Annotated in this window: 19 protein-coding genes and 2 pseudogenes; 9 read left to right on the forward strand and 12 right to left on the reverse strand. The window is 72.5% G+C overall.

Annotation, left to right across the window (positions count from 1 at the left end):
* Positions 1 to 127: 127 nt before the first annotated feature.
* On the forward strand, positions 128 to 847 hold the full coding sequence (locus ACIP84_RS20240; protein ID WP_401799115.1) for a DNA-binding response regulator: 720 nt from the start codon (positions 128 to 130) through the stop codon (positions 845 to 847).
* A gap of 151 nt (positions 848 to 998) precedes the next feature.
* Here ACIP84_RS20240 and ACIP84_RS20245 read toward each other — a convergent pair whose 3' ends face one another.
* Both ACIP84_RS20245 and ACIP84_RS20250 read right to left on the reverse strand, forming a co-directional pair.
* On the reverse strand, positions 999 to 1,898 hold the full coding sequence (locus tag ACIP84_RS20245) for an ABC transporter permease (RefSeq protein WP_355957886.1): 900 nt from the start codon (positions 1,896 to 1,898) through the stop codon (positions 999 to 1,001).
* Positions 1,895 to 4,657: a CocE/NonD family hydrolase gene (locus ACIP84_RS20250; protein ID WP_401799117.1), complete on the reverse strand. Its 2,763-nt coding sequence runs from the start codon at positions 4,655 to 4,657 to the stop codon at positions 1,895 to 1,897. Before ACIP84_RS20250 ends, ACIP84_RS20245 begins: the two co-directional genes overlap by 4 nt.
* Positions 4,658 to 4,783: 126 nt before the next feature.
* Here ACIP84_RS20250 and ACIP84_RS20255 point away from each other — a divergent pair, with 126 nt between their 5' ends.
* Positions 4,784 to 5,200 (forward strand): GNAT family N-acetyltransferase, encoded by a 417-nt coding sequence (locus tag ACIP84_RS20255; RefSeq protein WP_401799119.1) that lies wholly within the window; start codon positions 4,784 to 4,786, stop codon positions 5,198 to 5,200.
* Positions 5,201 to 5,297: 97 nt separating this feature from the next.
* On the opposite strand, the gene mmsA is transcribed toward ACIP84_RS20255, so the two are convergent.
* From mmsA to iolC, 4 genes are read right to left on the reverse strand one after another with little or no spacing between them, the layout of a single operon-like run.
* On the reverse strand, positions 5,298 to 6,809 hold the full coding sequence (gene mmsA / locus ACIP84_RS20260; protein ID WP_401799121.1) for a CoA-acylating methylmalonate-semialdehyde dehydrogenase: 1,512 nt from the start codon (positions 6,807 to 6,809) through the stop codon (positions 5,298 to 5,300).
* 14 nt (positions 6,810 to 6,823) lie between these two features.
* A complete protein-coding gene (gene iolD / locus ACIP84_RS20265) occupies positions 6,824 to 8,683 on the reverse strand; it encodes a 3D-(3,5/4)-trihydroxycyclohexane-1,2-dione acylhydrolase (decyclizing) (RefSeq protein ID WP_401799122.1) in 1,860 nt (619 codons plus the stop codon).
* Positions 8,680 to 9,504, reverse strand: a complete 825-nt coding sequence (gene iolB, locus ACIP84_RS20270; RefSeq protein WP_401799124.1) for a 5-deoxy-glucuronate isomerase — start codon at positions 9,502 to 9,504, stop codon at positions 8,680 to 8,682. Before iolB ends, iolD begins: the two co-directional genes overlap by 4 nt.
* A 9-nt stretch (positions 9,505 to 9,513) precedes the next feature.
* Complete coding sequence (gene iolC, locus ACIP84_RS20275) at positions 9,514 to 10,470, reverse strand: 5-dehydro-2-deoxygluconokinase (protein ID WP_401799397.1); 957 nt, start codon at positions 10,468 to 10,470, stop codon at positions 9,514 to 9,516.
* A gap of 201 nt (positions 10,471 to 10,671) precedes the next feature.
* Between iolC and ACIP84_RS20280 the strand changes: the two genes are divergently transcribed.
* Entirely contained in the window at positions 10,672 to 11,643 is a 972-nt protein-coding gene (locus tag ACIP84_RS20280) for a sugar phosphate isomerase/epimerase family protein (protein WP_401799125.1), read from the forward strand.
* A 273-nt stretch (positions 11,644 to 11,916) separates the two neighbouring features.
* Positions 11,917 to 12,114, forward strand: coding sequence for an AlpA family transcriptional regulator (locus ACIP84_RS20285; RefSeq protein WP_015033732.1), 198 nt, complete (start codon positions 11,917 to 11,919; stop codon positions 12,112 to 12,114).
* Between the two features lie 99 nt (positions 12,115 to 12,213).
* Here the strand turns inward: ACIP84_RS20285 and ACIP84_RS20290 are convergent, their stop codons facing one another.
* Positions 12,214 to 14,595: an MMPL family transporter gene (locus tag ACIP84_RS20290; RefSeq protein ID WP_401799127.1), complete on the reverse strand. Its 2,382-nt coding sequence runs from the start codon at positions 14,593 to 14,595 to the stop codon at positions 12,214 to 12,216.
* A 163-nt stretch (positions 14,596 to 14,758) separates the two neighbouring features.
* On the opposite strand from ACIP84_RS20290, the gene ACIP84_RS20295 reads away from it, so the two are divergent.
* The 3 genes from ACIP84_RS20295 (at position 14,759) to ACIP84_RS20305 (ending at position 18,100) form a co-directional block, all read left to right on the forward strand.
* Positions 14,759 to 15,424: a TetR family transcriptional regulator gene (locus tag ACIP84_RS20295; RefSeq protein ID WP_401799128.1), complete on the forward strand. Its 666-nt coding sequence runs from the start codon at positions 14,759 to 14,761 to the stop codon at positions 15,422 to 15,424.
* A gap of 119 nt (positions 15,425 to 15,543) precedes the next feature.
* Positions 15,544 to 15,768: a heavy-metal-associated domain-containing protein gene (locus ACIP84_RS20300; RefSeq protein WP_401799129.1), complete on the forward strand. Its 225-nt coding sequence runs from the start codon at positions 15,544 to 15,546 to the stop codon at positions 15,766 to 15,768.
* Positions 15,769 to 15,841: 73 nt separating this feature from the next.
* A complete protein-coding gene (locus ACIP84_RS20305; protein WP_401799131.1) occupies positions 15,842 to 18,100 on the forward strand; it encodes a heavy metal translocating P-type ATPase in 2,259 nt (752 codons plus the stop codon).
* Positions 18,101 to 18,484: 384 nt separating this feature from the next.
* Here ACIP84_RS20305 and ACIP84_RS20310 read toward each other — a convergent pair whose 3' ends face one another.
* The gene (locus ACIP84_RS20310; RefSeq protein WP_026057844.1) at positions 18,485 to 19,774 is read right to left on the reverse strand and encodes a citrate synthase; all 1,290 of its coding nucleotides are present in this window, start codon (positions 19,772 to 19,774) and stop codon (positions 18,485 to 18,487) included.
* 179 nt (positions 19,775 to 19,953) lie between these two features.
* Entirely contained in the window at positions 19,954 to 22,185 is a 2,232-nt protein-coding gene (locus tag ACIP84_RS20315) for an ATP-dependent RecD-like DNA helicase (protein WP_355957914.1), read from the reverse strand.
* Positions 22,186 to 22,307: 122 nt separating this feature from the next.
* Between ACIP84_RS20315 and ACIP84_RS20320 the strand changes: the two are divergent.
* A pseudogene (locus tag ACIP84_RS20320) lies at positions 22,308 to 22,379 on the forward strand (type II toxin-antitoxin system VapB family antitoxin); the annotation flags it as partial.
* Between the two features lie 38 nt (positions 22,380 to 22,417).
* Positions 22,418 to 22,582, forward strand: a pseudogene (locus ACIP84_RS20325) (VapC toxin family PIN domain ribonuclease); the annotation flags it as partial.
* 21 nt (positions 22,583 to 22,603) lie between these two features.
* On the opposite strand, the gene ACIP84_RS20330 reads toward ACIP84_RS20325, so the two are convergent.
* The 3 genes from ACIP84_RS20330 to ACIP84_RS20340 are packed head-to-tail and all read right to left on the reverse strand — an operon-like array spanning position 22,604 to position 25,721.
* Entirely contained in the window at positions 22,604 to 23,407 is an 804-nt protein-coding gene (locus ACIP84_RS20330; RefSeq protein WP_401799133.1) for a sugar phosphate isomerase/epimerase family protein, read from the reverse strand.
* Positions 23,407 to 24,573: a dihydrodipicolinate synthase family protein gene (locus ACIP84_RS20335; protein ID WP_401799134.1), complete on the reverse strand. Its 1,167-nt coding sequence runs from the start codon at positions 24,571 to 24,573 to the stop codon at positions 23,407 to 23,409. The genes ACIP84_RS20330 and ACIP84_RS20335 overlap by 1 nt, the downstream gene beginning before the upstream one ends.
* Complete coding sequence (locus ACIP84_RS20340) at positions 24,570 to 25,721, reverse strand: Gfo/Idh/MocA family protein (RefSeq protein ID WP_401799135.1); 1,152 nt, start codon at positions 25,719 to 25,721, stop codon at positions 24,570 to 24,572. The genes ACIP84_RS20335 and ACIP84_RS20340 overlap by 4 nt, the downstream gene beginning before the upstream one ends.
* Positions 25,722 to 25,789: the final 68 nt, after the last annotated feature.

Genomic DNA, 25,789 nt, shown 5'->3' on the forward strand with positions numbered 1-25,789 from the left:
ATGCGGCAACGGCGGCCGGGCGGACAACCTGTGGCATGGATTCGCCATCCTTCTCAACAGGGGTTGTCACCGTGTGCAGTCGCATGCGTACATGGAGTGGACATCGATCGGGCGGGGGTGGTCAGCGGTGGCAGAGAGCGCGGGCTCCGTGATGCTCGCCCGTTCGGCGATGAACCGGGCCGCGACCGAGGGACAGCGGCCCGCGGGGCGCCCGGTCCGGGGTGCGCGGCGCATCAGCGCGGCGCTCGCCGGGCTGGCCGCTTCCACACGGTACGAGTTGCTGACCTTCGACGACCCGGTCGCGTCGGCGGGCTGCGCGATCCCCGAGCCGTTCCTGGAGCTGGCGGAGGCGTGCATGCGGGCGGCGGTGGAGCGGGCCGGGGAGGTCCGGCGGATCGTGCCGCGGCACGCGCTGCCGCGCCTGCAGGGCGGGCTCCGGATTCCCGGCCAGGCACGGCTCGCGGAGGCCATCCCGTTCAAGATGATCGTCGTCGACCGGACGGTGGCCGCGGTCCCGCTCGACCTGGAGCTCCTCTACAACGGGCTGTTGCTGATCCGCGACCCGGTGGTGGTGCAGGCCCTCGCCCGGGCGCACCACGCCTGCTGGGCGACGGCCGAGGAGCTGACGTACACGCCGCCGCGCCCGCGGCCGCCGAGCGATCTGCCGCCGCAGCTGCGTCCGGTGCTCGACGCCCTGCTGTCGGGGGTCACGGACGAGACGGCGGCGGCCCGGCTCGGCATGTCCGCGCGGACGTACAGCCGGCGGGTGGGCGAGCTGATGGCCGCCCTCGGCACGACGAGCCGCTTCCGCGCGGGCGCGGAAGCGGCTCGAAGGGGGTGGCTGTGAGCAGAAGACCCTAGGCCCTGTCGTCGAACTCCCGTCGCGGGGCAGACGGGAGTTCGACGACAGGGCCTGGCGGCCCCGGCCGGACCGCCGTGCGGGACTCTCGTGCGGGAGCGCCGGTGGGCCGTGCCGGTCGGAAGTCGCCGGTCGGGGCCTACGACACGATGTCCTTGCGGGCGAAGCCGCGGAAGGCGAGCGCGAAGAGGACGAGGGCGTACGTGAGAGAGATCGCCGTGCCCTTCACCATGCCGCCCCACTCCAGCTGCGGCTGGAGCGCGTCGATCCAGGCGAACTGCCAGTGCGCGGGCAGGTAGTCGCGCCAGTCGCCGAGCGCCGTGACGGCGTCCAGGACGTTGCCGACGATCGTCAGGCCGACGGCTCCGCCGACCGCGCCGAGCGGGGCGTCGGTGCGGGTGGAGAGCCAGAAGGCGAGGCCCGCGGTGACCAGTTGGGAGGCGAAGACGAAGGCGACGGCGATACCGATGCGGAGCACCGCGTCCCCGGCGGGCACCGCGCCGCCGGTGGGCAGCTGGAGCGGGCCCCAGCCGTACGCGACCGTGCCCACGGCGAGGGCGACGAGCGGCAGCAGGACCATCGCGGCCGCGCTGTAGGCGAGGGCGACCGTCAGCTTGGAGGCGAGGAGCCGGGACCGGGGCACCGGCGCGGCCAGAAGGTAGCGCAGGGAGGACCAGCTCGCCTCGGAGGCGACGGTGTCCCCGCAGAACAGCGCGACCGGGACGACGAGGAGGAACCCGGCCGAGACGAAGAGGCTGGTCGCGGCGAAGTTGGCACCGGACGCGGTCGCCGTGTCCATCAGGGTGATGCGGCCGTTGCCGCCGCGGTCCTGGTCGCCGCCGATCGCGAAGGCGATCAGCAGGACGAACGGCAGGGCGACCAGGATGCCGCCCATGATCAGGGTGCGGCGGCGCTTCCACTGGCGCAGGGCCTCGACGCGCAGGGGCAGGGTGCGTCCGGCGCGGTAGCCGGGGGCGGCGGACTCCGCGGGTGCCACGGCGGCCTCGGGAGCCGTGGGGGTGTCGGGCAGCGGGCTCATGCGGCTCCTCCTCCGATCAGGGTCAGGAACGCGTCTTCGAGGCGCCGGTGCGGTCCGACGCCGGTCAGCGGTACGTCCAGGCCGACGAGTTCGCCGATGAGGGCCGTCGGGTCGAGGGTGTCGAGGCGGACGAGGATGCCGCCGTCGGTCCGGGTGGCCGTGGCGACGCCCGGGAGGGCGCCGACCTTCTCGACGAGCGCGTCGGGGACGGCCTCCGCGAGGGTGACGAGCAGGGTGTCGCCGGATCCGGTGATCTCGGCGACCGGTCCGGCCTGCACGAGCTGTCCCCTGTCCATGACGACGAGGTGGGTGCAGGACTGCTCGACCTCGGCGAGGAGGTGGCTGGAGACGATGACGGTACGGCCGCCGGCCGCGTACCGGATCATCACCTCGCGCATCTCGCGGATCTGCGGCGGGTCGAGTCCGTTGGTGGGCTCGTCCAGGATCAGCAGGTCCGGCAGGCCGAGCATGGCCTGGGCGAGGGCGAGGCGCTGGCGCATGCCCTGCGAGTAGGTGCGGACGGCCCGGTCGAGGGCGTTGCCCAGGTTGGCGATGCGCAGGGCCTCGTCGGCATGGGCGTCCTCGGCGGGACGGCCGGTGGCCTTCCAGTACAGGTCCAGGTTCTCCCGGCCGTTGAGGTGCGGCAGGAAGCCGGCGCCCTCGACGAAGGAGCCGACGCGGGAGAGGACGGGGGCGCCGGGCCGGATGGCCTGGCCGAAGACCCGGATCTCGCCCTCGTCGGGGGTGATCAAGCCCATCAGCATCCGCAGGGTGGTGGTCTTTCCGGCGCCGTTGGGCCCGAGGAGGCCGAGGACCTGGCCCTGCTCGACGCGGAAGGTGAGGTCCTTGACGCTGTACCGGTCGCCGCCCTTGTACTTCTTGGAGAGCCCGGTGATCTGGAGCGGTACGGCGGCCAGTCCGGGGTCGGGCGCGGGGGCGGCGGTGCGGCGGCGGGCCGTGAGCAGCAGCGCGGCGGCGCCGGCGAGGCCGAGGAGGGGCAGGCCCCAGACCCACCAGGGCAGGGCGGCGGCCTGGGTGTCGAGGCCGGCGGCGGTGGGGACGGTGAGCGGGCCCTCGACGGCGACGGTGTAGTCGGCGGGGACGGTCGGGGAGGCGTAGCCGAGGTCGGTGGCGGCGACGACCAGCCGGAGCCGGTGTCCGGACTCCACCTCGTGGTCGATGGCGGGCAGGGTGAGGGTGACGCGCTTGCCGGCCCGGGCGCCGTCGACGCGGACCGGGGCGACGAGCTGGGCGGGCAGCACCTGCTGCCGGCCGTCGGGCCCGACGTCGTACACCTTGGCGAAGAGGACGGCGGAACCGTCGGTGGCGGTGGAGGTGACCTTGACGCGGACGGTCGGGGTGCCGGTGATCCGGAGCGGTTCGTCCTGCGGCTTCGCATCGTACCGGGCGTGCTGGCCGGGGAAGTCGAGGGAGAGCCCGACGCCGAGGGAGGAGAGTCCGGCGACTCCGCCGCCGAGGCCGGGGACGGCCGAGACGGCGGGAGGCGCGGCGCCGGCGGGGTTCGCGAAGGTCTGCGCCGGTCCGGCGAGCGGGACGCGCGTGGCACCGGCGGTGAGACCCGGGTAGCGGTCGGCGGTGGCGGCGCGCAGGGTTGCCTGCCCGTCGGTGGAGTCGACGCCGCCGGTCCGGCTGACGCGGAAGGCGGGACCGGTGTCGACGGAGGCGTCCTTCTTCAGCCAGCGGTCGAACCAGGTGCTGATCCGCCGCTCGACGCGCTCGGTCTCGCGGTCGCCGCCGTCGTGGCCGCCGGAGATCCAGTCGACGGCGACGGGGGCGCCGTTGGCGGTGAGGGTGCGGGCCATGGCGTCGGACTGGGCCAGGGTGAAGAGCGAGTCGGACTGTCCCTGGACGAGCAGCGCGGGCACCTTGACCTTGGAGCCGACGGCGGAGGGGCTGCGGGCTTCGAGGAGGGCCCGGGCGGCGGCGTCTGGCTTCCCGGAGACGGCGACGCGCTCGTAGAGGGAGCAGAGCTCGGGAGTGAACCGGCCGCAGGCGGCCGACTTCCCCGCAGAGTCCTTCCCCGCGGAGTCCTTCCCCGCGGAGTCCTGCTCCGTGGGGGCCTTACCCGTGGGGGGATTCCCGGTGGAGACCTCCCCCGGGGGGACCTCCCCCGGTGCGGCCGTGGAAGGCGCGCCGGGCTGGTTCCCCGCGGAGAAGAAGATCCCGGCCCAGAGCTTCTTGAAGACACCGTCCGGGAAGAGGGCGTCGGCGAGGTTCCAGTAGGTGATCTGCGGGGCGATGGCGTCGACGCGGCTGTCGTGTCCGGCGGCGAGCAGGGAGATCGCGCCGCCGTAGGAGGCGCCCGTGACGCCGACGCGCGGGTCGCCCGGCTTGTCGAGGAGGACCTCGGGCCGGGCGGCGAGCCAGTCGATCAGCTTCCGGGCGTCCTGGACCTCGTGGTCGGGGTCGTTGAGCGCGATCTCGCCGGTGGAGGCGCCGAAGCCGCGCGCGGACCAGGTGAGGACGGCGTAGCCGTCCCGGGCCAGTTGCTCGGCCTGGGCGCGGACGTCGTCCTTGGAGCCGCCGAAGCCGTGGCCGAGGAGAACGGCCGGCCGGCGTCCGTCGGCGTCGCCGGTGAAGTAGGAGGTGTCGATTCGGGTGCCGTCGAGGTCGAGCATCCGGTCCGCCCGGTGCACGGGCGGCGGATCGTCCGAGGCGACGGCGGTCCAGGTGCCGGCACCCGCGATGACGGCGAGGACGGCGGTGACCGCGGCCCACCGGGGAAGTCGGAGTCGCATGGTTCGAGCCTAAGCGCGCCGCCTGTGCGCCACGGCTGTCCGAAGACGGAAGTGCCGCACCTCCTCCGGTCGTACGCAGTACCGTCCGCGTACAGCAGGCGCGGTACGCGGACACGGGGAGACGGCATGGAGATCCGGCGGGCGGCGACGGTGGCGGAGCTGCTGCACGCGGGACACCTGTACGACGACCCGCCCCGGGAGGACTGGGCGGAGCGCTTCCTGGCGGCACCGGGCCACCTGATGCTGATCGCGTACGCCGAGGACGGTTTCCCGGCCGGGTTCGTCTCCGGGATCGAGATGCTGCACCCCGACAAGGGGGCGGAGATGTGCCTCTACGAGCTGTCCGTGGACGAGGGCCATCGGCGCCGCGGGGTGGGGCGGGCCCTGACGGAGGCACTCCTCGCGGAGGCGCGGGGGCGGGGCTGCCGGGGCGTGTGGGTGGGTGTGGACACGGACAACGATCCCGCGCTCGCGACGTACCGGTCGGCGGGAGCGGCGGACGAAGGGGTGTTCTCGATGCGCGGCTGGATCTTCGCCGAGTAAGCCGAGAACCGCTGAGGACCGCTGAGGCCGGGGAAGGCCGACGGCCCCCGGGGTGTGCTGTCAGCACCCCGGGGGCCGTCGGTGTGAACCGCCCGCGTCAGTGGTTGCGCGGGAAGCCCAGGTCCACGCCCGCCGGGGCGTCCGACGGGTCCGGCCAGCGGGTGGTGACGACCTTGCCGCGGGTGTAGAAGTGCACGCCGTCGTTGCCGTAGATGTGGTGGTCGCCGAAGAGCGAGTCCTTCCAGCCGCCGAAGGAGTGGTAGCCGACCGGCACCGGGATCGGCACGTTCACGCCGACCATGCCGGCCTCGACCTCCAGCTGGAAGCGGCGCGCGGCGCCGCCGTCGCGGGTGAAGATCGCGGTGCCGTTGCCGAACGGCGAGGCGTTGATGAGGGCGAGGCCCTCCTCGTACGTCTCGGTGCGCAGCACGCAGAGCACCGGGCCGAAGATCTCGTCCTGGTAGGCCTTGGCGGTGGTCGGCACGTGGTCCAGGAGGGAGAGGCCGATCCAGTGGCCCTCCTCGTGGCCCTCGACGGTGTATCCGGTGCCGTCGAGGACGACCTCGCAGCCCTCGTCCGCGGCGCCGTGGACGTAGGAGGCGACCTTGTCGCGGTGGACGGCCGTGATGAGCGGGCCCATCTCGGAGGTCGGGTCGGTGCCGGGGCCGATCTTGATCTTCTCGGCGCGCTCGCGGATCTTCTGGACCAGCTCGTCGCCGATGGAGCCGACGGCCACGACGGCCGAGATGGCCATGCAGCGCTCGCCGGCGGAGCCGTAGGCCGCGGAGACGGCCGCGTCGGCCGCCGCGTCGAGGTCGGCGTCCGGGAGGACCAGCATGTGGTTCTTCGCGCCGCCGAGCGCCTGGACGCGCTTGCCGTTGGCGGAGGCGGTGGTGTGGATGTACCGGGCGATCGGGGTGGACCCGACGAAGGAGATCGCGGAGACGTCCGGGTGCTCCAGGAGGCGGTCCACGGCCACCTTGTCGCCGTGCAGGACGTTGAAGACACCGTCCGGGAGGCCCGCCTCGGCGAGCAGCTCGGCGATCTTGAGGGACGGCGAGGGGTCCTTCTCGCTCGGCTTGAGGATGAAGGTGTTGCCGGTCGCGATGGCGATCGGGAACATCCACATCGGCACCATGGCCGGGAAGTTGAAGGGCGTGATGCCGGCGACGACGCCGACGGGCTGGCGGATGGACGCCACGTCCACCCGGTTCGACACCTGGGTGGAGAGCTCGCCCTTGAGCTGGGTGGTGATGCCGCAGGCCAGGTCGACGATCTCCAGGCCGCGGGCGACCTCGCCGAGCGCGTCGGAGTGGACCTTGCCGTGCTCGGCGACGATCAGCTCGGCGATGGCGTCGCGGTTGGCGTCGAGGAGCGCGCGGAACTTGAAGAGGATGGTGGTGCGCTGGGCGAGCGAGGAGGTGCCCCAGGTCGCCCAGGCGTCCTTGGCGGCGGCGACGGCGGCGTCGACCTCCTCGACGGAGGCGAGCGCGACCTTCGTGGTCACGGCGCCGGTGGCCGGGTCGGTGACCGGGCCCCAGTTGCCCGACGTGCCCTCGACGGTCTTGCCACCGATCCAGTGGTGGACGGTCTTGACGGTGTTCGTCATGACGAAATGCTCCTTCAGAGATGGCGGCGTCGGGCGGTGACGTGCCGGTCGTACTCCTCCCGGGCCTTGACCGCCGACGGGCGGGTCGAGGTCTCGGCCACGGGCACATCCCACCATGCCTGGGCCGGGGGCGGGCCCGACACAGTGTCTGGCGTTTCGGTCTCGACGTAGACACATGTGGGGACCGTCGCCGTCCGTGCGGCGGCGAGGGCTTCCCGCAGGTCACGCACGGTGCGGGGGCGCAGCACGCGCATGCCGAGGGAGGCGGCGTTGGCGCCGAGGTCGACGGGGAGCGGCGGGCCGGTGAAGCCGCCGAACGCGTCCCGGTGGCGGTAGTCGGTGCCGAACCGCTCGGCGCCGACGGCCTCCGAGAGGCCGCCGATGGAGGCGTAGCCGTGGTTCTGGAGGATGACCAGCTTGATGGGCAGGCGTTCCTGGACGGCGGTGACGATCTCAGTGGGATTCATCAGGTACGTCCCGTCGCCGACGAGGGCCCAGACCGGCCGGCCGAGGGCGGCGAGGGCGACGCCGATGGCGGCGGGGATCTCGTAGCCCATGCAGGAGTAGCCGTACTCGACGTGGTACTGGTCGCCGGACCGGGCGCGCCACAGCTTGTGCAGGTCGCCGGGGAGCGAGCCGGCGGCGTTGATCAGGATGTCGCTGCCGTCGACCAGAGTGTCGAGTACGCCGAGGACCTGGACCTGGGTGGGGCGGGCGCGCGGGTCGGGTGCGGCGTAGGCGGCGTCGGTCCGCTCCTGCCATTCCCGTTTGGAGGACTCCCACCGCACTGTGTCCTGCCGGTGGCCGCCGAGCGCCTCGGTGAGGGCCTCCAGTCCGGCGCGGGCGTCGGCGACGAGTGGCAGCGCGGCCTGCTTGTGGGCGTCGAACGCGGTGATGTTGAGGTTGACGAGCCGCGTGTCGGGGCGGAAGAGGGTGCCGGAGGCGGTGGTGAAGTCGGTGAGGCGGGTGCCGACGCCGATGATCAGGTCGCTGGTGCGGGCGAGGGCGTCGGCGGTCTGCGTGCCGGTGTGGCCGATGCCGCCGACGTCGCAGGGGTGGTCCCAGGGCAGGACGCCCTTGCCGGCCTGGGTGGTGGCGACGGGGAGGCCGGCCGACCGGGCGAGCGCGTTCAGGGCGTCCTGGGCCGCGCTGTACCTGACGCCGCCGCCGGCGATGATCATCGGCCGGCGGGCCGTCCTGATCGCCTGGACGGCCGCGTCGAGTTCGGCCTCGTCGGGCCGCGGTCGGCGCACGGTCCAGGTCCGTTCGGCGAGGAACTCCTCGGGCCAGTCGTACGCCTCGGCCTGTACGTCCTGCGGCAGGGCGAGCGTGACCGCCCCGGTGTCGGCGGGGTCGGTGAGGACGCGTACGGCGGCGAGGGCGGCCGGGACCAGTGCCTCGGGGCGGGTGACGCGGTCGAAGTAGCGCGACACGGGGCGCAGGCAGTCGTTGACGGACATCTCGCCCGCGTACGGGACTTCGAGCTGTTGCAGGACCGGGTCGGCGGGGCGGGTGGCGAAGGTGTCGCCGGGCAGCAGGAGGACGGGCAGCCGGTTGACGGTGGCGAGGGCGGCGCCGGTGACGAGGTTGGTGGCGCCGGGGCCGATGGAGGTGGTGACGGCGTGGGCGCGCAGCCGGTTGGACTGGCGGGCGTAGCCGACGGCCGCGTGGACCATGGCCTGTTCGTTGCGTCCCTGGTGGTACGGCATGAGGTCGGGGTACTCGACGAGCGCCTGACCGATGCCGGCGACGTTGCCGTGGCCGAAGATGCCCCAGGTCGCGGTGATCAGCCGTTGTCGTACGCCGTCGCGTTCGGTGTGCTGCGCGGCGAGGAAACGCACCAGGGCCTGGGCGACGGTGAGCCGGACGCTCATGCGTATCCCTCCGTGTGGTCGGGGTGGAAGCAGATCCGCCACTCCCGTTCGGGGCCGGGCCCCGCCATGACGTTCAGGTAGTACAGCGGGTGTCCCGGCTGGGCGATGGACGGGCCGTGCCAGCCGTCGGGGACGAGGACGGCGTCACCGTCCCGGACCTCGGTGAGGAGGTCGGCGCCGCCGGGCCGGGAGGGGGAGATCCGCTGGTAGGCGAGGGCGCCCGGGCCCTCGATCTCGTAGTAGTAGATCTCTTCGAGGACGGACTCGGCGCCGGGTCGGTGCTCGTCGTGCTTGTGCGGCGGGTACGAGGACCAGTTGCCGCCGGGCGTGACGACCTCGACGGCGATGAGCCGGTCGCAGGCGAAGGCGTCGGCCGAGGCGAAGTTCCGCACCTCTCGGGCGCGGTTGCCGGTGCCCCGGGTCTCGACGGGAACCTCCGGCGCGGGGCCGTAGCGGGCGGGGAGTCGTCGCTCGCACTTCGCTCCTGCCAAAGCGAAGCGGCCTCCCGCACCGGAGGCGATCTGGGCGTGGGCGTCGCGCGGTACATAGGCGAAGTCGGTCACTCCGTCGAACACGCTCGCGCGGCCCTGGAGTTCGAGGTTCTCTCCGTCGACGCGCACGCTACAGGCACCGGAGAGGGGAAGCACGACCCATTCGGAATCCCCGCTCTCGAAGGAGTGGATCCCGCCGGGTCCGAGGGTGAGGACCCGGAGGGCGGAGTACGTCCAGCCGGCCCGCCCGGGGTCGATGTCGAGCCCGTACGGGCCGTGGGCGGCGGTTCCGGCGGGGAGGTGGAGGGACGGGGGGTGACGGGTGCTCATGACTCACCCCTACCCGTTTTCCGCCAGGGTTCCGGAGCCGGTCGCGAGTGCCTCGGCGATCTCGGCGGCGTACGGCATGGCGGACGAGCAGGGGAGGCGGCCCGCGACGATCGCGCCGGCGGCGTTGGCGTGGCGCAGGACGGTGTCCAGGTCCCGGCCGGCGAGCAGTCCGTGGACGAGCGCCCCGCCGAACGCGTCGCCCGCGCCGAGGCCGTTGACCACCTCGACCGGCAGGGGCGGCACCTCGGCGCTCGTCCCGTCGGCGGCGAGCGCGAGGACGCCCTCGGGGCCCCGCTTGACGACGGCGAGCCGGAGGCCGGTGTCCGCTCCGGCGGCGAGCAGCGCGCGGGCGGCCGCGTACGGCTCGCGCTCCCCCGTCGCCACCTCGCACTCGTCGGTGTTGCCGACGACCACGGTCGCGTGCCGCAGCGCCTCGGCGTAGTACGGGCGGGCAGCCGCCGGGTCCGTCCAGAACATCGGCCGCCAGTCCAGGTCGAGGACCGTCACCTCCCGCCCGGACCTGGCCCGGAGCGCCTGCAGGGTCGCGGTGCGGCTCGGCTCGGCGCAGAGGCCCGTGCCGGTCGCCCAGAGGACCCGGGCGGCGCGGATCGCGCCGAGGTCCAGCTCGTGCGGGTGGATCTCCAGGTCGGGGGCCTTGGGGCGGCGGTAGAAGGTGAGCGGGAAGTCGTCGGGCGGGAAGAGGGCGCAGAAGGTGACGGGGGTGGGGTACGCGTCGACCTCGGTCACCCAGCGGTCGTCGACCCCGAAGTCCTTCAGCTCGCGGCGCAGATAGGTCCCGAAGGGGTCGGCGCCGGTGCGGGAGACGAGTGCGGTGCGCAGGCCGAGCCGGGCGGCGGCGACGGCGACGTTCGCCGGGGAGCCGCCGAGGAACTTGGCGAAGGTGTCGACCCGGTCGAGCCCGACTCCGGTCTGGAGCGGGTACAGGTCCACGCCGAGGCGCCCCATGGTGATCAGGTCGTACGGCTCCGACTCCACCCGCGCCACCTCTCGCGTCCGGCTTCCGCACCCAGGTCTAGCCGTCCGCCCGGAGGCGTGTCAACGATATGTCCGGACATTCTGACGACCGGGCGGCCGGCGAGGAGCGGCCCGTGCGGGCCGGAGCGGCCTCCTTGACGCTGCTCGCGGGCCCCGGTCAAGGTGGCAGGCATGACGACGCCGTCACCGCAGCCGCCCTCGCCCGCGTCCCCTTCCCCTTCCCCTTCCCCGGCCTCTCCGCCGTCCCCGTCCCCGTCCCGGATCCGGATCGGCTCCGCCCCGGACTCCTGGGGGGTGTGGTTCCCCGACGATCCCCGGCAGGTGCCGTGGCAGCGCTTCCTGGACGAGGTGTCCGGCGCGGGCTACGAGTGGATCGAGCTGGGCCCGTACGGCTATCTGCCCACCGATCCGTCCGTCCTGACGGAGGAGACCGCGCGGCGCGGGCTGCGGGTCTCGGCGGGGACGGTCTTCACCGGCCTGCACCACGGCGCGGACGTCTGGGACCGGACCTGGGCGCACGTCGCCGAGAACGCGGCCCTGGCCCAGGCGGTGGGCGCGGGCCATCTGGTCGTCATCCCGTCGTTCTGGCGGGACGACCGGACGGGTGAGGTCCTGGAGGACCGGACGCTCACGGCCGCGCAGTGGCGGGACCTGACGGGGCTCACCGAGCGGCTCGGCCGGGAGGTGCGCGAGCGGTACGGGCTGCGGATCGTCGTCCATCCGCACGCCGACACCCATCTGGACGACGAGGAGAGCGTGACGCGGTTCCTGGACGCGACGGACCCGGAGGCGGTCTCGCTCTGCCTGGACACCGGGCACTACGCGTACGCCGGCGGGGACAGCGTCAAGCTGATCGAGACGTACGGCGAGCGGATCGGCTACCTGCATCTCAAGCAGGTCGACCCGGAGATCCTGGCGGGGGTGGTGGCCGAGGGGGTGCCGTTCGGGCCGGCGGTGGCGCGCGGGGTGATGTGCGAGCCGCCGTCCGGGGTGCCCGCCCTGGCACCGGTGCTCGCGGCCGCGTCGGCCCTGGACGTGGACCTGTTCGCGATCGTCGAGCAGGACATGTACCCCTGCGAGCCGGACGTTCCGTACCCGATCGCGCTCCGTACCCGGCGCTATCTCCGCTCCTGCGGCGTGTGACCGGCGCGCGACCGGCGTATACCTCTTTGACCAGGGGCGAGGCACGCGGACACACCGATGTCCTGATGCCGCGTTTTCGTCACACACGTCCCTTGGGCGTCACGCATATCTCCGTTACGCGGGCTTTCCGTCACAGCCGCTCGACAGGCGCTCTCCTCCTGTCTGACGGGGTCGTTGCAGGGGGCAATGGCTCAGTGATCGCCATCGCATGCCCGCAGCGCCCCCGAACGGCACCCCCGCCGCCGCTGCGCGGCGCGCAGGGAGGTACCAGGCATGACGGACAGAAGGCTCTGGTCGTACAAGGACATCGCCGCACACATCCGGGTGCAGCCCGACACGGTCCGCTCCTACCGGAAGCACGGACTGCTGCCGGCCCCCGACCACGTGGAGTCGGGCAAGCCCTACTGGTACGCGGACACGATCCGCGCCTGGGTCGCGAGCCGCCCCGGCAACCGGGGCCGCCGCGACTGACCTGGCGTACCCCTTCTCCCTCCCCCGCCGCCCCGCAGGGCCGGACCCGCCGCACCCGGGTCCGGCCCTCGGAGTGTCGCGACGTGTCACGCGGGCGTGTCACCGGTGGAGCGGGGCCATCTCCTTAGGCGCCTCGGCCGGCGCGCTTCCGGCCGGGTCGCTCCCGGCCGGCGTGCTCCCGGTCCCGGGCGCGGGCGTGTCCGACTCGCTGATGCCGAACCGGTCGTGGAAGCGCCGCAGCGGGCCGGGGGCCCACCAGGTGAGGCGGCCGGTCAGCTTCATCACGGAGGGGACGAGGAGGCTGCGGACCACCATGGCGTCCATGAGGACGGCGAGGGCGACGCCGAGGCCGAGCATCTTGGTGTTGGTGACGCGGGAGGTGCCGATGGCGACCATGACGACGGCGAGGATCACGGCCGCCGCGGTGATGAGGCCGCCGGTGCGGCGCAGCCCGAAGCGGACGGAGGGCTCGTGGTCGCCGGTGCGGTCGTACTCCTCCTTGATGCGGGAGAGCAGGAACACCCCGTAGTCCATGGAGAGTCCGAAGGCCACGCAGAACATGAGCACCGGCAGGGTGGTCTCGATGTCCCCGGTGGGGGTGAAGCCGAGGAGCCCGGCGAGGTGCCCGTCCTGGAAGACCCAGACCACGGCGCCGAACATCGCCGTGAGGCTGAGGGCGTTGAGGACCACGGCCTGGACGGGTATGAGGACGCTGCCGGTGAGCAGGAAGACCAGGAGCAGCGTGACGATCACGATGATCGCCGCGGCCCAGGGCAGCCGCTCGGCGAGGGCGTCCTTCGAGTCGACGAGGACGGCGGCCTGTCCGGTGACGGAGGTCTCGAACGGGGCGGGCTGGGCGCGCAGTTCGGCCACGGTCCGCTGGGCCTGGGCGCCGACGGTCTCGCCCTCGGCGACGACGGTGAAGTACGCGTGGCCGCCGGCGGCGGTCACCGGTCCGTCGGCCCGGACCACGCCGTCGAGGGCGCCGATCCGCTCGCGGAAGGCCGCGTACTGCGCGGGGGTGGCCTCGCCCTCGGCGAGGACGGTGAGGGTGCCGCCGGGGTCGCCGGGGAAGCCGTGCCGCAGTTCGTCCTGGACGACCCGGGAGGAGGCGGTGACGGGGAGCTGGCGGTCGTCCGCGGTGCCGAACTTCACGCCGAGGAAGGGCAGTCCGAGGAGGACGAGTCCGGCGGTGGTGAGGACGGCGAAGACCGGCGCCCTGCGCATCACGAGCGCGGCGGCCCGCCCCCAGCCCGTGGCGTCGCCGCCCCCGGCGCGCTGCGCACCGGGCGCCCGGCCGCGCCGGAGGAGGCGCCGCAGGTCGAGCGCGTTGACCCGGTCGCCGAGCAGCACGAGGGCCGCCGGGAGCAGGGTGAGCGCGGCGGTCGCGGCGAGCAGGACCACGGCTATGCCCGCGTACGCGAAGGAGCGCAGGAAGTACTGCGGGAAGACCAGCATCGCGGCGAGCGAGACGGCGACGGTCAGGGCGGAGAAGAGCACGGTCCGCCCGGCGGTGCGCAGGGTGGTGCGGACGGCGGTGTACGTGTCGGCCCCGGCGGCGAGCTCCTCGCGGTAGCGGCGGACGACGAACAGGGCGTAGTCGATGGCGAGTCCGAGGCCGAGGGCCGTCGTCAGGTTCTGCGCGAAGACGGAGACGTCGGTGAACTCGGTGAGGCCGCGCAGGACGGCGTTGGTGCCGAGGATGGCGACGATGCCGACGCCGAGCGGCAGCAGGGCGGCGACGGCGCTGCCGAAGACCATGACGAGCAGGACGAGGGTGAGGGGCAGGGCGATGAGCTCGGCCCGCAGCAGGTCTTCCTGGATGACCGTCTGCATCTCGTGGCGGACGGCGAGTCCGCCGCCGAGGGTGACCTCGACGGGGCCGTGGGTGCCCCGGTACTCGGGGGCGATCCGGTCGAGGACGGCGGCCGCGTCCTTCTCCTCGCCGGCGATCCGGGCGGCTATCACCGCCTTGCGGCCGTCCTCGGAGCGGAGGGCGGGCGAGCCGGTGGACCAGTACGAGCCGACCCCGTCGACGCCCGGCTCGGCGTCGAGCCGCTCGGCGAGCCGGCGGGCCTCGGCGGCGACGGCGGGCGCGTCGGCGCCGGCCGCTCCGGCGTCGACGAGCAGGAGCAGATTGGGCTGGGAGCCGGGGAACTGGCGCCCGAGGGCCTCGGTCGCGTACGTGGACTCGGCGGCCGGGTCCTCCCAGCCGCCGCTGCCCATCCGGTCGGCGACCCCGCCGCCGGCCAGGACGGCGAGGGCGGTGAGGACGAGGGCGACGAGCAGGGTCAGGCGCGGCCGGACGGTCACGAACCGCGTCCAGCCGCCCGCCCCGTCCCGCTTCGGCGATGCGCCGCCGTCCGCCGGGGGCCTGCCGGATCCGCCGCTGTCCGCGGGGGGCCCGCTGGATCCGCCGCCCTCCATGGGGGCCCCACTGGATCCGGCCCCGCCGGGCGCTGATTTCTTGACTTCGGCCATGACGAGGTGTCCCCTTCACCTGACCCCTGTGCTCGCTTCCCGGCAGGTCACATGGGTCGCCCATTGCCATAGACTGGCAAACACGAGCGATCACTCGCGTTTCACAAGAATGCGAGCGACCTCTCGTGTTTGTCAAACGTGTTGAGGAGAGCTGGGGACAGCCATGTCCGAAGAACCGAAGCCGCGCCGCCGCCAGGCGCGGGGAGAGCGCCGTATCGCGCAGCTGCTCCAGGCCGCCGCGAACGTCTTCTGCGCGAACGGCTACACGGCGTCCAGCACCAACGCGATCGCCCGCGAGGCCCACGTCTCGCCCGGCACGCTCTACCAGTACTTCCCCAACAAGGAAGCCATCGCGATCGAGTTGGGCGAGCGCCTGCTGCACCAGATGCGCGAGGCCCACGGCCAGGCGTTCACCCCGGAGAACCTCGCCCTGCCGCTGCCCGACCTGCTGGACGCCGTCGTCGACCCGCTGATCGAGTTCAACTGCGCCAACCCGGCCTTCCTCGCCCTGATGCACGGCTCCGAGGTCCCCGGCCGGATCGCGGAGGAGCACGACGAACTGCACGCGACCCTGCTCACCCGCGTACAGGAGGTCATCGCCCACTACGCGCCCGCGCTGCCCGCGGAGGACCGCCTCCGGACGGCGGGCATGGCCTTCGCCGCCTTCAAGGGGGGTCTGGACCTCGTCCTCGCCGCGCCGGAGGGGGCCGAGCGGGACGCCACGATCACGGAGCTGAAGACGCTCCTGCTGCGCTACCTCTCCCCTCTGGTCGAGCCCGTGGCCGAGCCCGTGGCCGAGGGGCAGGTCACCCCGGCTCCGAGCCGCTGATCCGTTCGGCCGGGAGCCTTTCGTCCCCGAGGCGCGGCGCGCCCGGATCCGACTGGATTTCATACCCCCTAGGGGTATAAACTACCGGCGTACGGTCCTGAACCCACGAGGAGAGCGCGATGACCGCAGAGACGAAGACCGACCTCACCACCGTCTACCAGGTCAAGGGCATGACCTGCGGCCACTGCGAGGGCGCGGTGTCGAGCGAGATCTCCGGGATTCCCGGCGTCTCGTCGGTGACGGCCGTCGCCTCCACCGGCCAGGTGACCGTCGTCTCCGCCGCCCCGCTCGACGAGGAGGCCGTCCGCGCCGCCGTCGACGAGGCCGGCTACGAGCTGGTCTGACCGCTCCCCCCGTCAACACCCCGCAGGGCCGTACCGTTACCGGGTACGGCCCTGCTCCCCTTTGGAACCGCACATGACCTCCAGCACCACCGCACACCCCGCCGACAGCACGGTCGTCGCGGTCACCGAGCTGACGATCGGCGGGATGACCTGCGCCTCGTGCGCGGCCCGCGTCGAGAGGAAGCTCAACCGCATCGACGGGGTGACCGCGACCGTCAACTACGCCACGGAGAAGGCGCGGATCGAGCACCCGCCGGAGGTCGGGGTCGACGCGCTGATCGCCACCGTCGTCAAGACCGGCTACACGGCGGAGGAACCGCCGCCGCCGGAGCCCGAACCGGCCGCCGTACCGGAGGAGCGGGAGCCCGCCCGGGACCCCGAGCTCGCCTCGCTCCGGCAGCGGCTCACCGTCTCCGCGCTGCTCTCCGCGCCCGTCGTCCTGCTCGCCATGGTCCCGGGCCTCCAGTTCGACAACTGGCAGTGGCTCTCCCTCACCCTCGCCGCCCCCGTCGTCGTCTGGGGCGGGCTGCCCTTCCACCGGGCCGCCTGGACCAACCTCCGGCACGGCGCCGCCACCATGGACACCCTCGTCTCGGTCGGCACCCTCGCCGCCTTCGGCTGGTCGCTCTGGGCCCTCTTCCTCGGTGACGCGGGCATGCCCGGCATGCGGCACGGCTTCGACCTGACCGTCGACCGCTCCGCGGCCTCGTCCGCGATCTACCTGGAGGTCGCGGCCGGGGTCGTCACCTTCATCCTCCTCGGCCGCTACCTGGAGGCCCGCGCCAAGCGGAAGGCGGGCGCGGCGCTCCGGGCCCTGATGGAACTCGGCGCCAAGGACGTGGCCGTCCTGCGCCGGGGAACGGAGGTACGGGTGCCGGTCGCCGCGCTGCGGACCGGCGACCTCTTCGTCGTACGGCCCGGGGAGAAGATCGCCACCGACGGCACCGTCACCGAGGGCGCGTCGGCCGTCGACACCTCCCTGCTCACCGGCGAGTCGCTGCCGCTGGACGTCACCACGGGCGACGGCGTCACCGGCGGCTGCGTCAACGTCTCGGGACGGCTCGTCGTCCGGGCCACCCGCGTCGGCGCCGACACCCAGCTCGCCCGCATGGCCAAGCTCGTCGAGGACGCCCAGAACGGCAAGGCCGAGGTGCAGCGGCTCGCCGACCGGATCTCCGCCGTCTTCGTGCCGGTCGTCCTGCTCCTCGCGCTCGGCACCCTCGTCACCTGGCTGCTGCTGACCGACGACCCGACGGCCTCCTTCACGGCCGCCGTCGCCGTCCTGATCATCGCCTGCCCGTGCGCCCTGGGCCTCGCGACCCCGACCGCGCTCATGGTCGGCACCGGCCGCGGCGCGCAGCTCGGCATCCTGATCAAGGGCCCCGAGGTGCTGGAGTCCACCCGCCGCGTCGACACGATCGTCCTCGACAAGACCGGGACGGTCACCACGGGCCGGATGCGGCTGGCCGGTGTGCGCGTGTACGGCGGGAAGTACGGCACCGACGCCACCGACGAGACCGAACTGCTGCGGCTGGCCGGGGCCCTGGAGCACTCCTCCGAGCATCCGGTGGCCCGCGCGGTCGCGGCCGGCGCCGTCGAGCGCTGCGGGGAGCTCCCCGTACCGAAGACCTTCGAGAACGTCCCCGGGCTCGGCGTACGCGGCTCGGTCGACGGCCGTCTGGTCCTCGTCGGCCGCGCCGCGCTGCTGGCGGCGGAGGGCGTCGACGTGCCGGCGGGGGCGGAGCCCGGGGCCGTCCACGTCGCCTGGGACGGGGTCGCCCGCGGCACCCTGACCGTGGCGGACACCGTCAAGGACACCAGCGCGGAGGCCGTGGCCCGGCTGCGCGGCCTCGGGCTGCGGCCGGTCCTCCTCACCGGGGACCACAGGGCGGTGGCCGAGGCCGTGGCGGCGGAGGTGGGCATCGACGAGGTGATCGCCGAGGTGCTGCCGGAGGAGAAGGCCGCGGTGGTCCGGCGGCTCCAGGCGGAGGGCCGGACGGTCGCGATGGTCGGCGACGGGGTGAACGACGCGGCGGCCCTCGCCACGGCGGACCTGGGACTGGCGATGGGGACGGGCACGGACGCGGCGATCGAGGCGAGCGATCTCACCCTGGTACGGGGCGACCTGCGGGTCGCGGCCGACGCGATCCGGCTCGCCCGCCGCACCCTGGCGACGATCAGGGGCAACCTCGGCTGGGCCTTCGGCTACAACGTGGCGGCGCTGCCGCTCGCCGCGGCCGGACTCCTGAACCCGATGATCGCGGGCCTGGCGATGGCCTTTTCGTCCGTCTTCGTCGTATCCAACAGTCTTCGTCTGCGCCGCTTCACGTGAATTCACCCACGTGTGACGCACAGGACCTTCACAAAGAGACCTAGATCACAGATATTGGGGGGTAACCATCTGGGCTGTTCGCGAGTCTAAGTGGGCGATGCCGAGAACGTCTTGGGGGACGTTCATGGAATGTCTTGGGGGACGTTCCAGGCAAGCGTTGGCCGGGGCACGTGCACCGGGGAGCTTTGAGCGGCCCTCCCGTACGTACCCCGGCAGACCGCGTCGCGCCGACCCGCATAGCCTCTGCGACACCCGCAGACGCCCGGCCCGGATCCCGTGGGGGGAATCCGCACCGGGACATGGGAAGCGCCCCGCTCGTCGACCCGTGGGGGGATCGACGACGGGGCGCTTCCTCTTTTCGCGAGGGGCGTCCGGGTCGGAGGACTAGCGCGCCTCGACCGGGACGAAGTCGCGCAGGACCTCGCCGGTGTAGATCTGGCGCGGGCGGCCGATGCGGGAGCCGGGCTCCTTGATCATCTCGTGCCACTGGGCGATCCAGCCGGGCAGCCGGCCGAGCGCGAAGAGCACGGTGAACATCTCGGTCGGGAAGCCCATCGCGCGGTAGATGAGGCCCGTGTAGAAGTCCACGTTGGGGTAGAGGTTGCGCGAGACGAAGTACTCGTCGGAGAGCGCGTGCTCCTCCAGCTTGAGCGCGATGTCCAGCAGCTCGTCGGACTTGCCGAGGGCCGAGAGGACGTCGTGCGCCGCCGCCTTGATGATCTTGGCGCGCGGGTCGAAGGACTTGTACACCCGGTGGCCGAAGCCCATCAGGCGGACGCCGTCCTCCTTGTTCTTCACCTTGCGGATGAAGGAGTCGACATCGCCGCCGTTGGCCTTGATGCCCTCGAGCATCTCCAGGACCGACTGGTTGGCGCCACCGTGCAGCGGGCCCCACAGGGCCGAGATGCCGGCGGAGATCGAGGCGAACATGTTCGCCTGCGAGGAGCCGACCAGACGCACGGTGGAGGTCGAGCAGTTCTGCTCGTGGTCCGCGTGCAGGATCAGCAGCTTGTCGAGCGCGTTGACGACGACCGGGTCCAGGTCGTACTCCTGCGCCGGGACCGAGAAGGTCATGCGCAGGAAGTTCTCGACGTACCCGAGGTCGTTGCGCGGGTAGACGAACGGGTGGCCGATCGACTTCTTGTACGCGTACGCCGCGATCGTCGGGAGCTTCGCGAGCAGCCGGATCGTGGAGAGGTGGCGCTGCTCCTCGTCGAACGGGTTGTGGCTGTCCTGGTAGAAGGTGGACAGCGCGGAGACCACCGAGGACAGCATCGCCATCGGGTGGGCGTCCCGCGGGAAACCGCGGAAGAAGTTCTTGACGTCCTCGTGGACGAGCGTGTGCTGCGTGATCTCGTTCTTGAAGGTCGCCAGCTCGTCGACCTTGGGCAGCTCACCGTTGATCAGCAGGTACGCCACCTCAAGGAAGGTGGAGCGCTCGGCCAGCTGCTCGATGGGATAACCGCGGTACCGCAGAATCCCCTGCTCACCGTCCAGGTAGGTGATCGCGGATTTATAGGCGGCGGTGTTGCCGTATCCGCTGTCCAGGGTGACCAGACCGGTCTGGGCTCGGAGTTTCCCGATGTCGAAGCCCTTGTCGCCGACGGTGCTCTCGACCACCGGGTAGGTGTATTCACCGTCCGCGTACCGCAGTACTACAGAGTTGTCGCTCACGTCATCCCTCACCGACGTAGTGCCTCTTCTTCGAGGTGCCCTGACTGTCTCTACCATCCCCCATTTGGCTCAGGAGAGTGCACTCGGGGTCGACCATTGGGCCAATCGGCGGCACTCAGTGCCGCCAACCTTCATATCCTGCCCCCTTCGCCCCGGTTCCGGTAGCCCTCAGTGATCTTTCACACGGGGGCGCTCCCTGTGAGCCGAAACGCCAGTGCGGTAAAGCGTCTGCCCGCGGAGACCGTACGGACCGCCTGGGCGATCGCCCGCCGGGAGCCGACGAGGACCACGAGCTTCTTCGCCCGGGTCACGGCCGTGTAGAGCAGGTTCCGCTGAAGCATCATCCAGGCACTCATGGTGACCGGGATCACCACGGCCGGATACTCGCTGCCCTGCGAACGGTGGATGGTGACCGCGTACGCGTGGGCGAGCTCGTCCAGTTCGTCGAAGTCGTACGGCACCTCCTCGTCCTCGTCCGTCCGCACCGTCAGCTTCTGCTCGACGAGGTCCAGCTGGGTCACGACACCGACCGTGCCGTTGAAGACCCCGTTGACCCCTTTGTCGTAGTTGTTCCTGATCTGGGTGACCTTGTCACCCACGCGGAAGACCCGGCCGCCGAACCGCTTCTCCGGCAGATCCGGGCGGCCCGGGGTGATGACCTGCTGCAGCAGTCCGTTGAGCGAGCCCGCGCCGGCCGGACCGCGGTGCATGGGAGCGAGGACCTGCACGTCACGGCGGGGGTCGAGACCGAACTTGGCCGGGATCCGCCGGGCCGCGACGTCCACCGCCACCCGGGCGGCGTCCTCGGTCTCCTCCTCGACGAAGAGGAAGAAGTCCGGCAGGCCCTCGGTCTTCGGCGGGGTGCCGGCGTTGATCCGGTGCGCGTTGGTGACGACGCCGGACTCCTGCGCCTGGCGGAAGATCCGGGTCAGCCGGACCGCCGGTACGGGGCTTCCCGGGGCCAGCAGATCACCGAGGACCTCGCCCGCGCCGACCGACGGCAGCTGGTCCACATCACCCACGAGGAGCAGATGGGCCCCCGGCGCCACCGCCTTCACCAGCTTGTTCGCCAACAGCAGGTCCAGCATGGAGGCCTCGTCGACCACGACCAGGTCCGCGTCGAGCGGCCGGTCCCGGTCATAGGCCGCGTCGCCGCCCGGCTTCAGCTCCAGGAGCCGGTGGACGGTGGAGGCCTCCGCGCCGGTCAGCTCGGCGAGCCGCTTGGCCGCCCGGCCGGTGGGGGCGGCGAGGACGACCTTGGCCTTCTTGGCGCGGGCCAGCTCCACGACGGAGCGGACCGTGAACGACTTGCCGCAGCCGGGGCCGCCGGTGAGCACGGCGACCTTCCGGGTCAGCGCGAGCCGGACGGCCTCCTCCTGCTCGGGCGCGAGCGAGGTCCCCGTCCGGTCCGCGAGCCAGGCGAGGGCCTTGTCCCAGGCCACGTCCCGGAAGCCCGGCATCCGGTCCTCCTCGGCCCGCAGCAGCCGCCGGAGCTGTCCGGCGAGGGACAGCTCGGCCCGGTGGAAGGGGATCAGGTACACGGCGGTGACGGGCGTCCCCTCCGGGCCCGGCACCGTCTCCCGCACGACCCCCTCGGGGTCCTCGGCCAGCTCGGCGAGGCACTCGATGACGAGTCCGGTGTCGACCTGGAGGAGCTTCACCGCCTCGGAGATCAACCGCTCCTCGGGGAGGAAGCAGTGCCCCTGGTCGCTGGACTGCGAGAGGGCGTACTGCAGGCCGGCCTTCACCCGGTCGGGGCTGTCGTGGGGTATGCCCACGGCCTGGGCGATCTTGTCGGCGGTGAGGAAGCCGATGCCCCAGACGTCGGCGGCGAGCCGGTAGGGCTGGTTCCGCACGACGGAGATCGAGGCGTCCCCGTACTTCTTGTAGATCCGGACCGCGATGGAGGTGGAGACGCCGACGCCCTGGAGGAAGACCATCACCTCCTTGATCGCCTTCTGCTCCTCCCAGGCCGCGCTGATCTTCTTCGTGCGCTTGGGCCCCAGGCCGGGGACCTCGATCAGCCGGCCCGGAGCCTCCTCCAGGATCTGGAGGGTGTCCAGGCCGAAGTGCTGGGTGATGCGATCGGCGAAGACCGGCCCGATGCCCTTGACCAGACCCGAGCCGAGATAGCGGCGGATGCCCTGGATCGTGGCGGGCAGCAGGGTCGTGTAGTTCTCGACGGTGAACTGCTTGCCGTACTGCGGGTGCGAGCCCCAACGGCCCTCCATCCGCAGCGACTCGCCCGGCTGCGCGCCGAGCAGCGCGCCGACCACGGTGAGCAGGTCCCCGGCCCCGCGCCCGGTGTCGACCCGGGCGACCGTGTACCCGCTCTCCTCGTTGGCGTAGGTGATCCGCTCCAGGACCCCTTCGAGCACGGCCGACCCCGGCCCGCGACCTTCGTTGGACATGACCTGACGGTAGCGAACCGGTCGGACAGCGGGGGCCGGCCCGTGGCAGGGCGGGGGCTCGCCCGCGCGGTACCACGTGGGAAACGTGGGCGAACCTGCCACATGACCCACGAGGGGTGTCCATGGGTGTGACCAACGTGGACCTGGACGACGACGTGCTCGCCGAGGCGGCGAAACTGCTCGGTACGACCACGAAGAAGGACACGATCAAGACGGCCCTGGTAGAGGTCATACGGCGTCGGGGCAGCACCGCGCGGCGGGCGTCATCGAACTCCTTGTCTGCGCCACGGCGGTCCACCACGGGTCGACCGTGCTGCACCGGGACGACGACTTCGCCACGGTCGCCCGTGTGCTCAAGGAGGTCGAACAGCAGGACGTGCGCCACGCGGGCGGGTGACCGGCCGGCCGCCGCGGGCCCTCACACCGTCAGGAAGTCCTCCAGCGTCTCCTCCAGGACCTCCACGCCGTCCCTCGACCACAGGTCGTCGTTGAAGATCTCCACCTCCACCGGGCCCGTCCAGCCCGCCTTCTCCGTCAGGTCCGCCCAGGCCCGGAGGTCGATCGCGCCGGTGCCCAGCCGGCCCCGGCCGGTCAGGACGCCGGCCGGGAGGGGGGTGGTCCAGTCGGCGAGCTGGAAGGAGTGGATGCGGCCCGACGCGCCCGCGCGTTCCACCGCCGCCGGGGCCCGGTCGTCCCACCAGAGGTGGTACGTGTCGACCACCACGCCCACCTGCTCGGGCGGGAAGTGCTCGGCGACGGCCAGCGCCTGGTCCAGGGTGGAGACCGCGCAGCGGTCGGCGGCGTACATGGGGTGCAGGGGTTCGACGGCCAGGCGGATTCCCCGTTCGCCCGCGTAGGGGGCCAGCACGCCGATCGCCTCGGTGATCCGGGCGCGGGCCGAGGGCAGGTCGGGGAAGGCGGGGGTGAGGCCGCCGGAGACCAGCACGACGGTGTCCGTGCCGAGCGCGACCGCCTCGTCGATCGCCGCCCGGTTCTCCGCCTCCCAGCCGTCCGAGGTGAAGAACCCGCCGCGGCAGAGGGTGGTGACCTTCAGGCCCGCGTCCCGCACGAGGTCGGCCGCCGCCTCGACGCCGTACTCCTGGACCGGCTCGCGCCACAGTCCCACGGCCGGGACGCCGAGCCGGACGCAGTGGGCGACCAGGTCGGGGAGGGACAGCTGCTTGACCGTCATCTGGTTGACGCTGAAGCGGTCGAGGTCCATCACAGGCCCCCCTGGACCGTCAGGAGGGAGCGCATGCGCGACTCCGCGAGCGCCGGGTCGGGGAACAGGCCCAGGCCGTCGGCCAGTTCGTACGCCGTCGCGAGGTGCGGCAGCGAGCGGGCGGACTGCAGACCGCCGACCATCGTGAAGTGGTCCTGGTGGCCGGCGAGCCAGGCGAGCAGGACGACTCCCGTCTTGTAGAAGCGGGTCGGCGCCCGGAAGAGGTGCCGGGACAGGGCGACCGTCGGGTCGAGGAGGGAACGGAAAGCGTTCACATCACCTGTGTCGAGCGTCCTTACCGCCTCCGCCGCGAGCGGCGCCAGCGGGTCGAAGATGCCCAGCAGGGCGTGGCTGAAGCCCTGTTCGTCGCCCGCGATCAGCTCCGGGTAGTGGAAGTCGTCGCCCGTGTAGCAGCGCACGCCCGCCGGGAGACGGCGACGCAGTGCGACCTCGCGCCGGGCGTCCAGGAGGGAGACCTTGATGCCGTCGACCTTGTCCGGGTGCGCGGCGATGACCTCCAGGAACGTCTCGGTCGCGGTGTCCAGGTCGGCCGAGCCCCAGTACCCGTCGAGCGCGGGGTCGAACATCGGGCCGAGCCAGTGCAGGACCACCGGCTCGCTCGCCTGACGGAGGAGGTGTCCGTACAGGTCGAGGTAGTCCTCGGGGTCCGACGCCGCCGCGGCCAGGGCGCGGGAGGCCATCAGGACCGCCTGGGAGCCGGTCTCCTCCACGAGCGCGAGCTGCTCCTCGTACGCCTTGCGGACCGCCGCGAGGCCTGCGGGGCCGGTGAGCGGTTCCGGTCCGGTGAGCTGGTCGGTGCCGACGCCGCAGGCGATCCGGCCGCCCACCGCCTTCGCCTCGGCCGCGCTGCGGCGGATCAGCTCGGCCGCTCCCGGCCAGTCGAGGCCCATCCCCCGCTGCGCGGTGTCCATGGCCTCCGCGACCCCGAGGCCGTGCGACCAGAGGTGGCGGCGGAAGGCGAGGGTGGCGTCCCAGTCGACCGCCGCGGGCGAGTCGGGGGTGGTGTCGGCGTACGGGTCGGCGACCACGTGGGCGGCGGAGAAGACCGTACGGGAGGTCAGGGGGCCGCCCCCGCCGAGGGTCAGCGGCCCGGTGCGCGGCGTGTACTCCCGTACGCCGCCGCCGACCTGGGGCAGGCGGATCACAGGGTCACCTCCGGGACGTCGAGGCGGCGGCCCTCGGCGGCGGACCTCAGGCCGAGTTCGGCGAGCTGGACGCCGCGGGCGCCCGCGAGGAGGTCCCAGTGGTACGGCTCGTCGAGGACGACGTGCCGCAGGAACAGCTCCCACTGGGCCTTGAAGCCGTTGTCGAACTCGGCGTTGTCGGGGACCTCCTGCCACTGCTCGCGGAAGGGCTCGGTCGCCGGGATGTCCGGGTTCCAGACGGGCTTGGGGGTGGCCGAGCGGTGCTGGACACGGCAGTTGCGCAGTCCGGCGACGGCGGAGCCGTGGGTGCCGTCGACCTGGAACTCGACCAGTTCGTCGCGGTTGACGCGGACGGTCCACGAGGAGTTGATCTGGGCGATGGCGCCGCCCTCCAGCTGGAAGATGCCGTAGGCGGCGTCGTCGGCGGTGGCCTCGTAGGGCTTGCCCTGTTCGTCCCAGCGGCGCGGGACGTGGGTGGCGACCTGGGCGGTGACGGAGGTGACGCGGCCGAACAGCTCGTGGAGCACGTACTCCCAGTGCGGGAACATGTCGACGACGATGCCGCCGCCGTCCTGGGAGCGGTAGTTCCAGCTGGGGCGCTGGGCGTCCTGCCAGTCGCCCTCGAAGACCCAGTAGCCGAACTCGCCGCGCACGGACAGGATCTCGCCGAAGAAGCCGCCGTCGATGAGGCGCTTGAGCTTGAGCAGGCCCGGCAGGAACAGCTTGTCCTGGACGACTCCGTGCTTGACGCCCTTCCCGGTGGCGAGCCGGGCGAGCTCCAGGGCCCCGGCGAGGTCGGCGGCCGTGGGCTTCTCGGTGTAGACGTGCTTGCCGGCGAGGACGGCCTTGGTGATCGCATCGGCGCGGGCGGAGGTGACCTGGGCGTCGAAGTAGATGTCGATCGTGTCGTCGGCGAGGACGGCGTCGAGGTCGGTGGACCACTCGGTGAGGCCGTGGCGCTCGGCGAGTGCGCGCAGGGCGGGCTCGCGGCGGCCGACGAGGACCGGCTCGGGCCAGAGGGTCTCGCCGTTGCCGAGGTCGAGGCCGCCCTGTTCGCGCAGGGCGAGGATCGAACGGACCAGGTGCTGGCGGTGTCCCATGCGTCCGGTGACGCCGTTCATGGCGATGCGGACTGTCCTGCGTGTCACGAAAGGTTCCTCTCCCCGGTGTTCCGCGCCTCGATAGAAAGCGCTTTCCATCGGCGATGACGCTAGCC

Source organism: Streptomyces sp. NPDC088707 (assembly GCF_044752725.1).
In the GTDB taxonomy this organism is placed as follows: domain Bacteria; phylum Actinomycetota; class Actinomycetes; order Streptomycetales; family Streptomycetaceae; genus Streptomyces.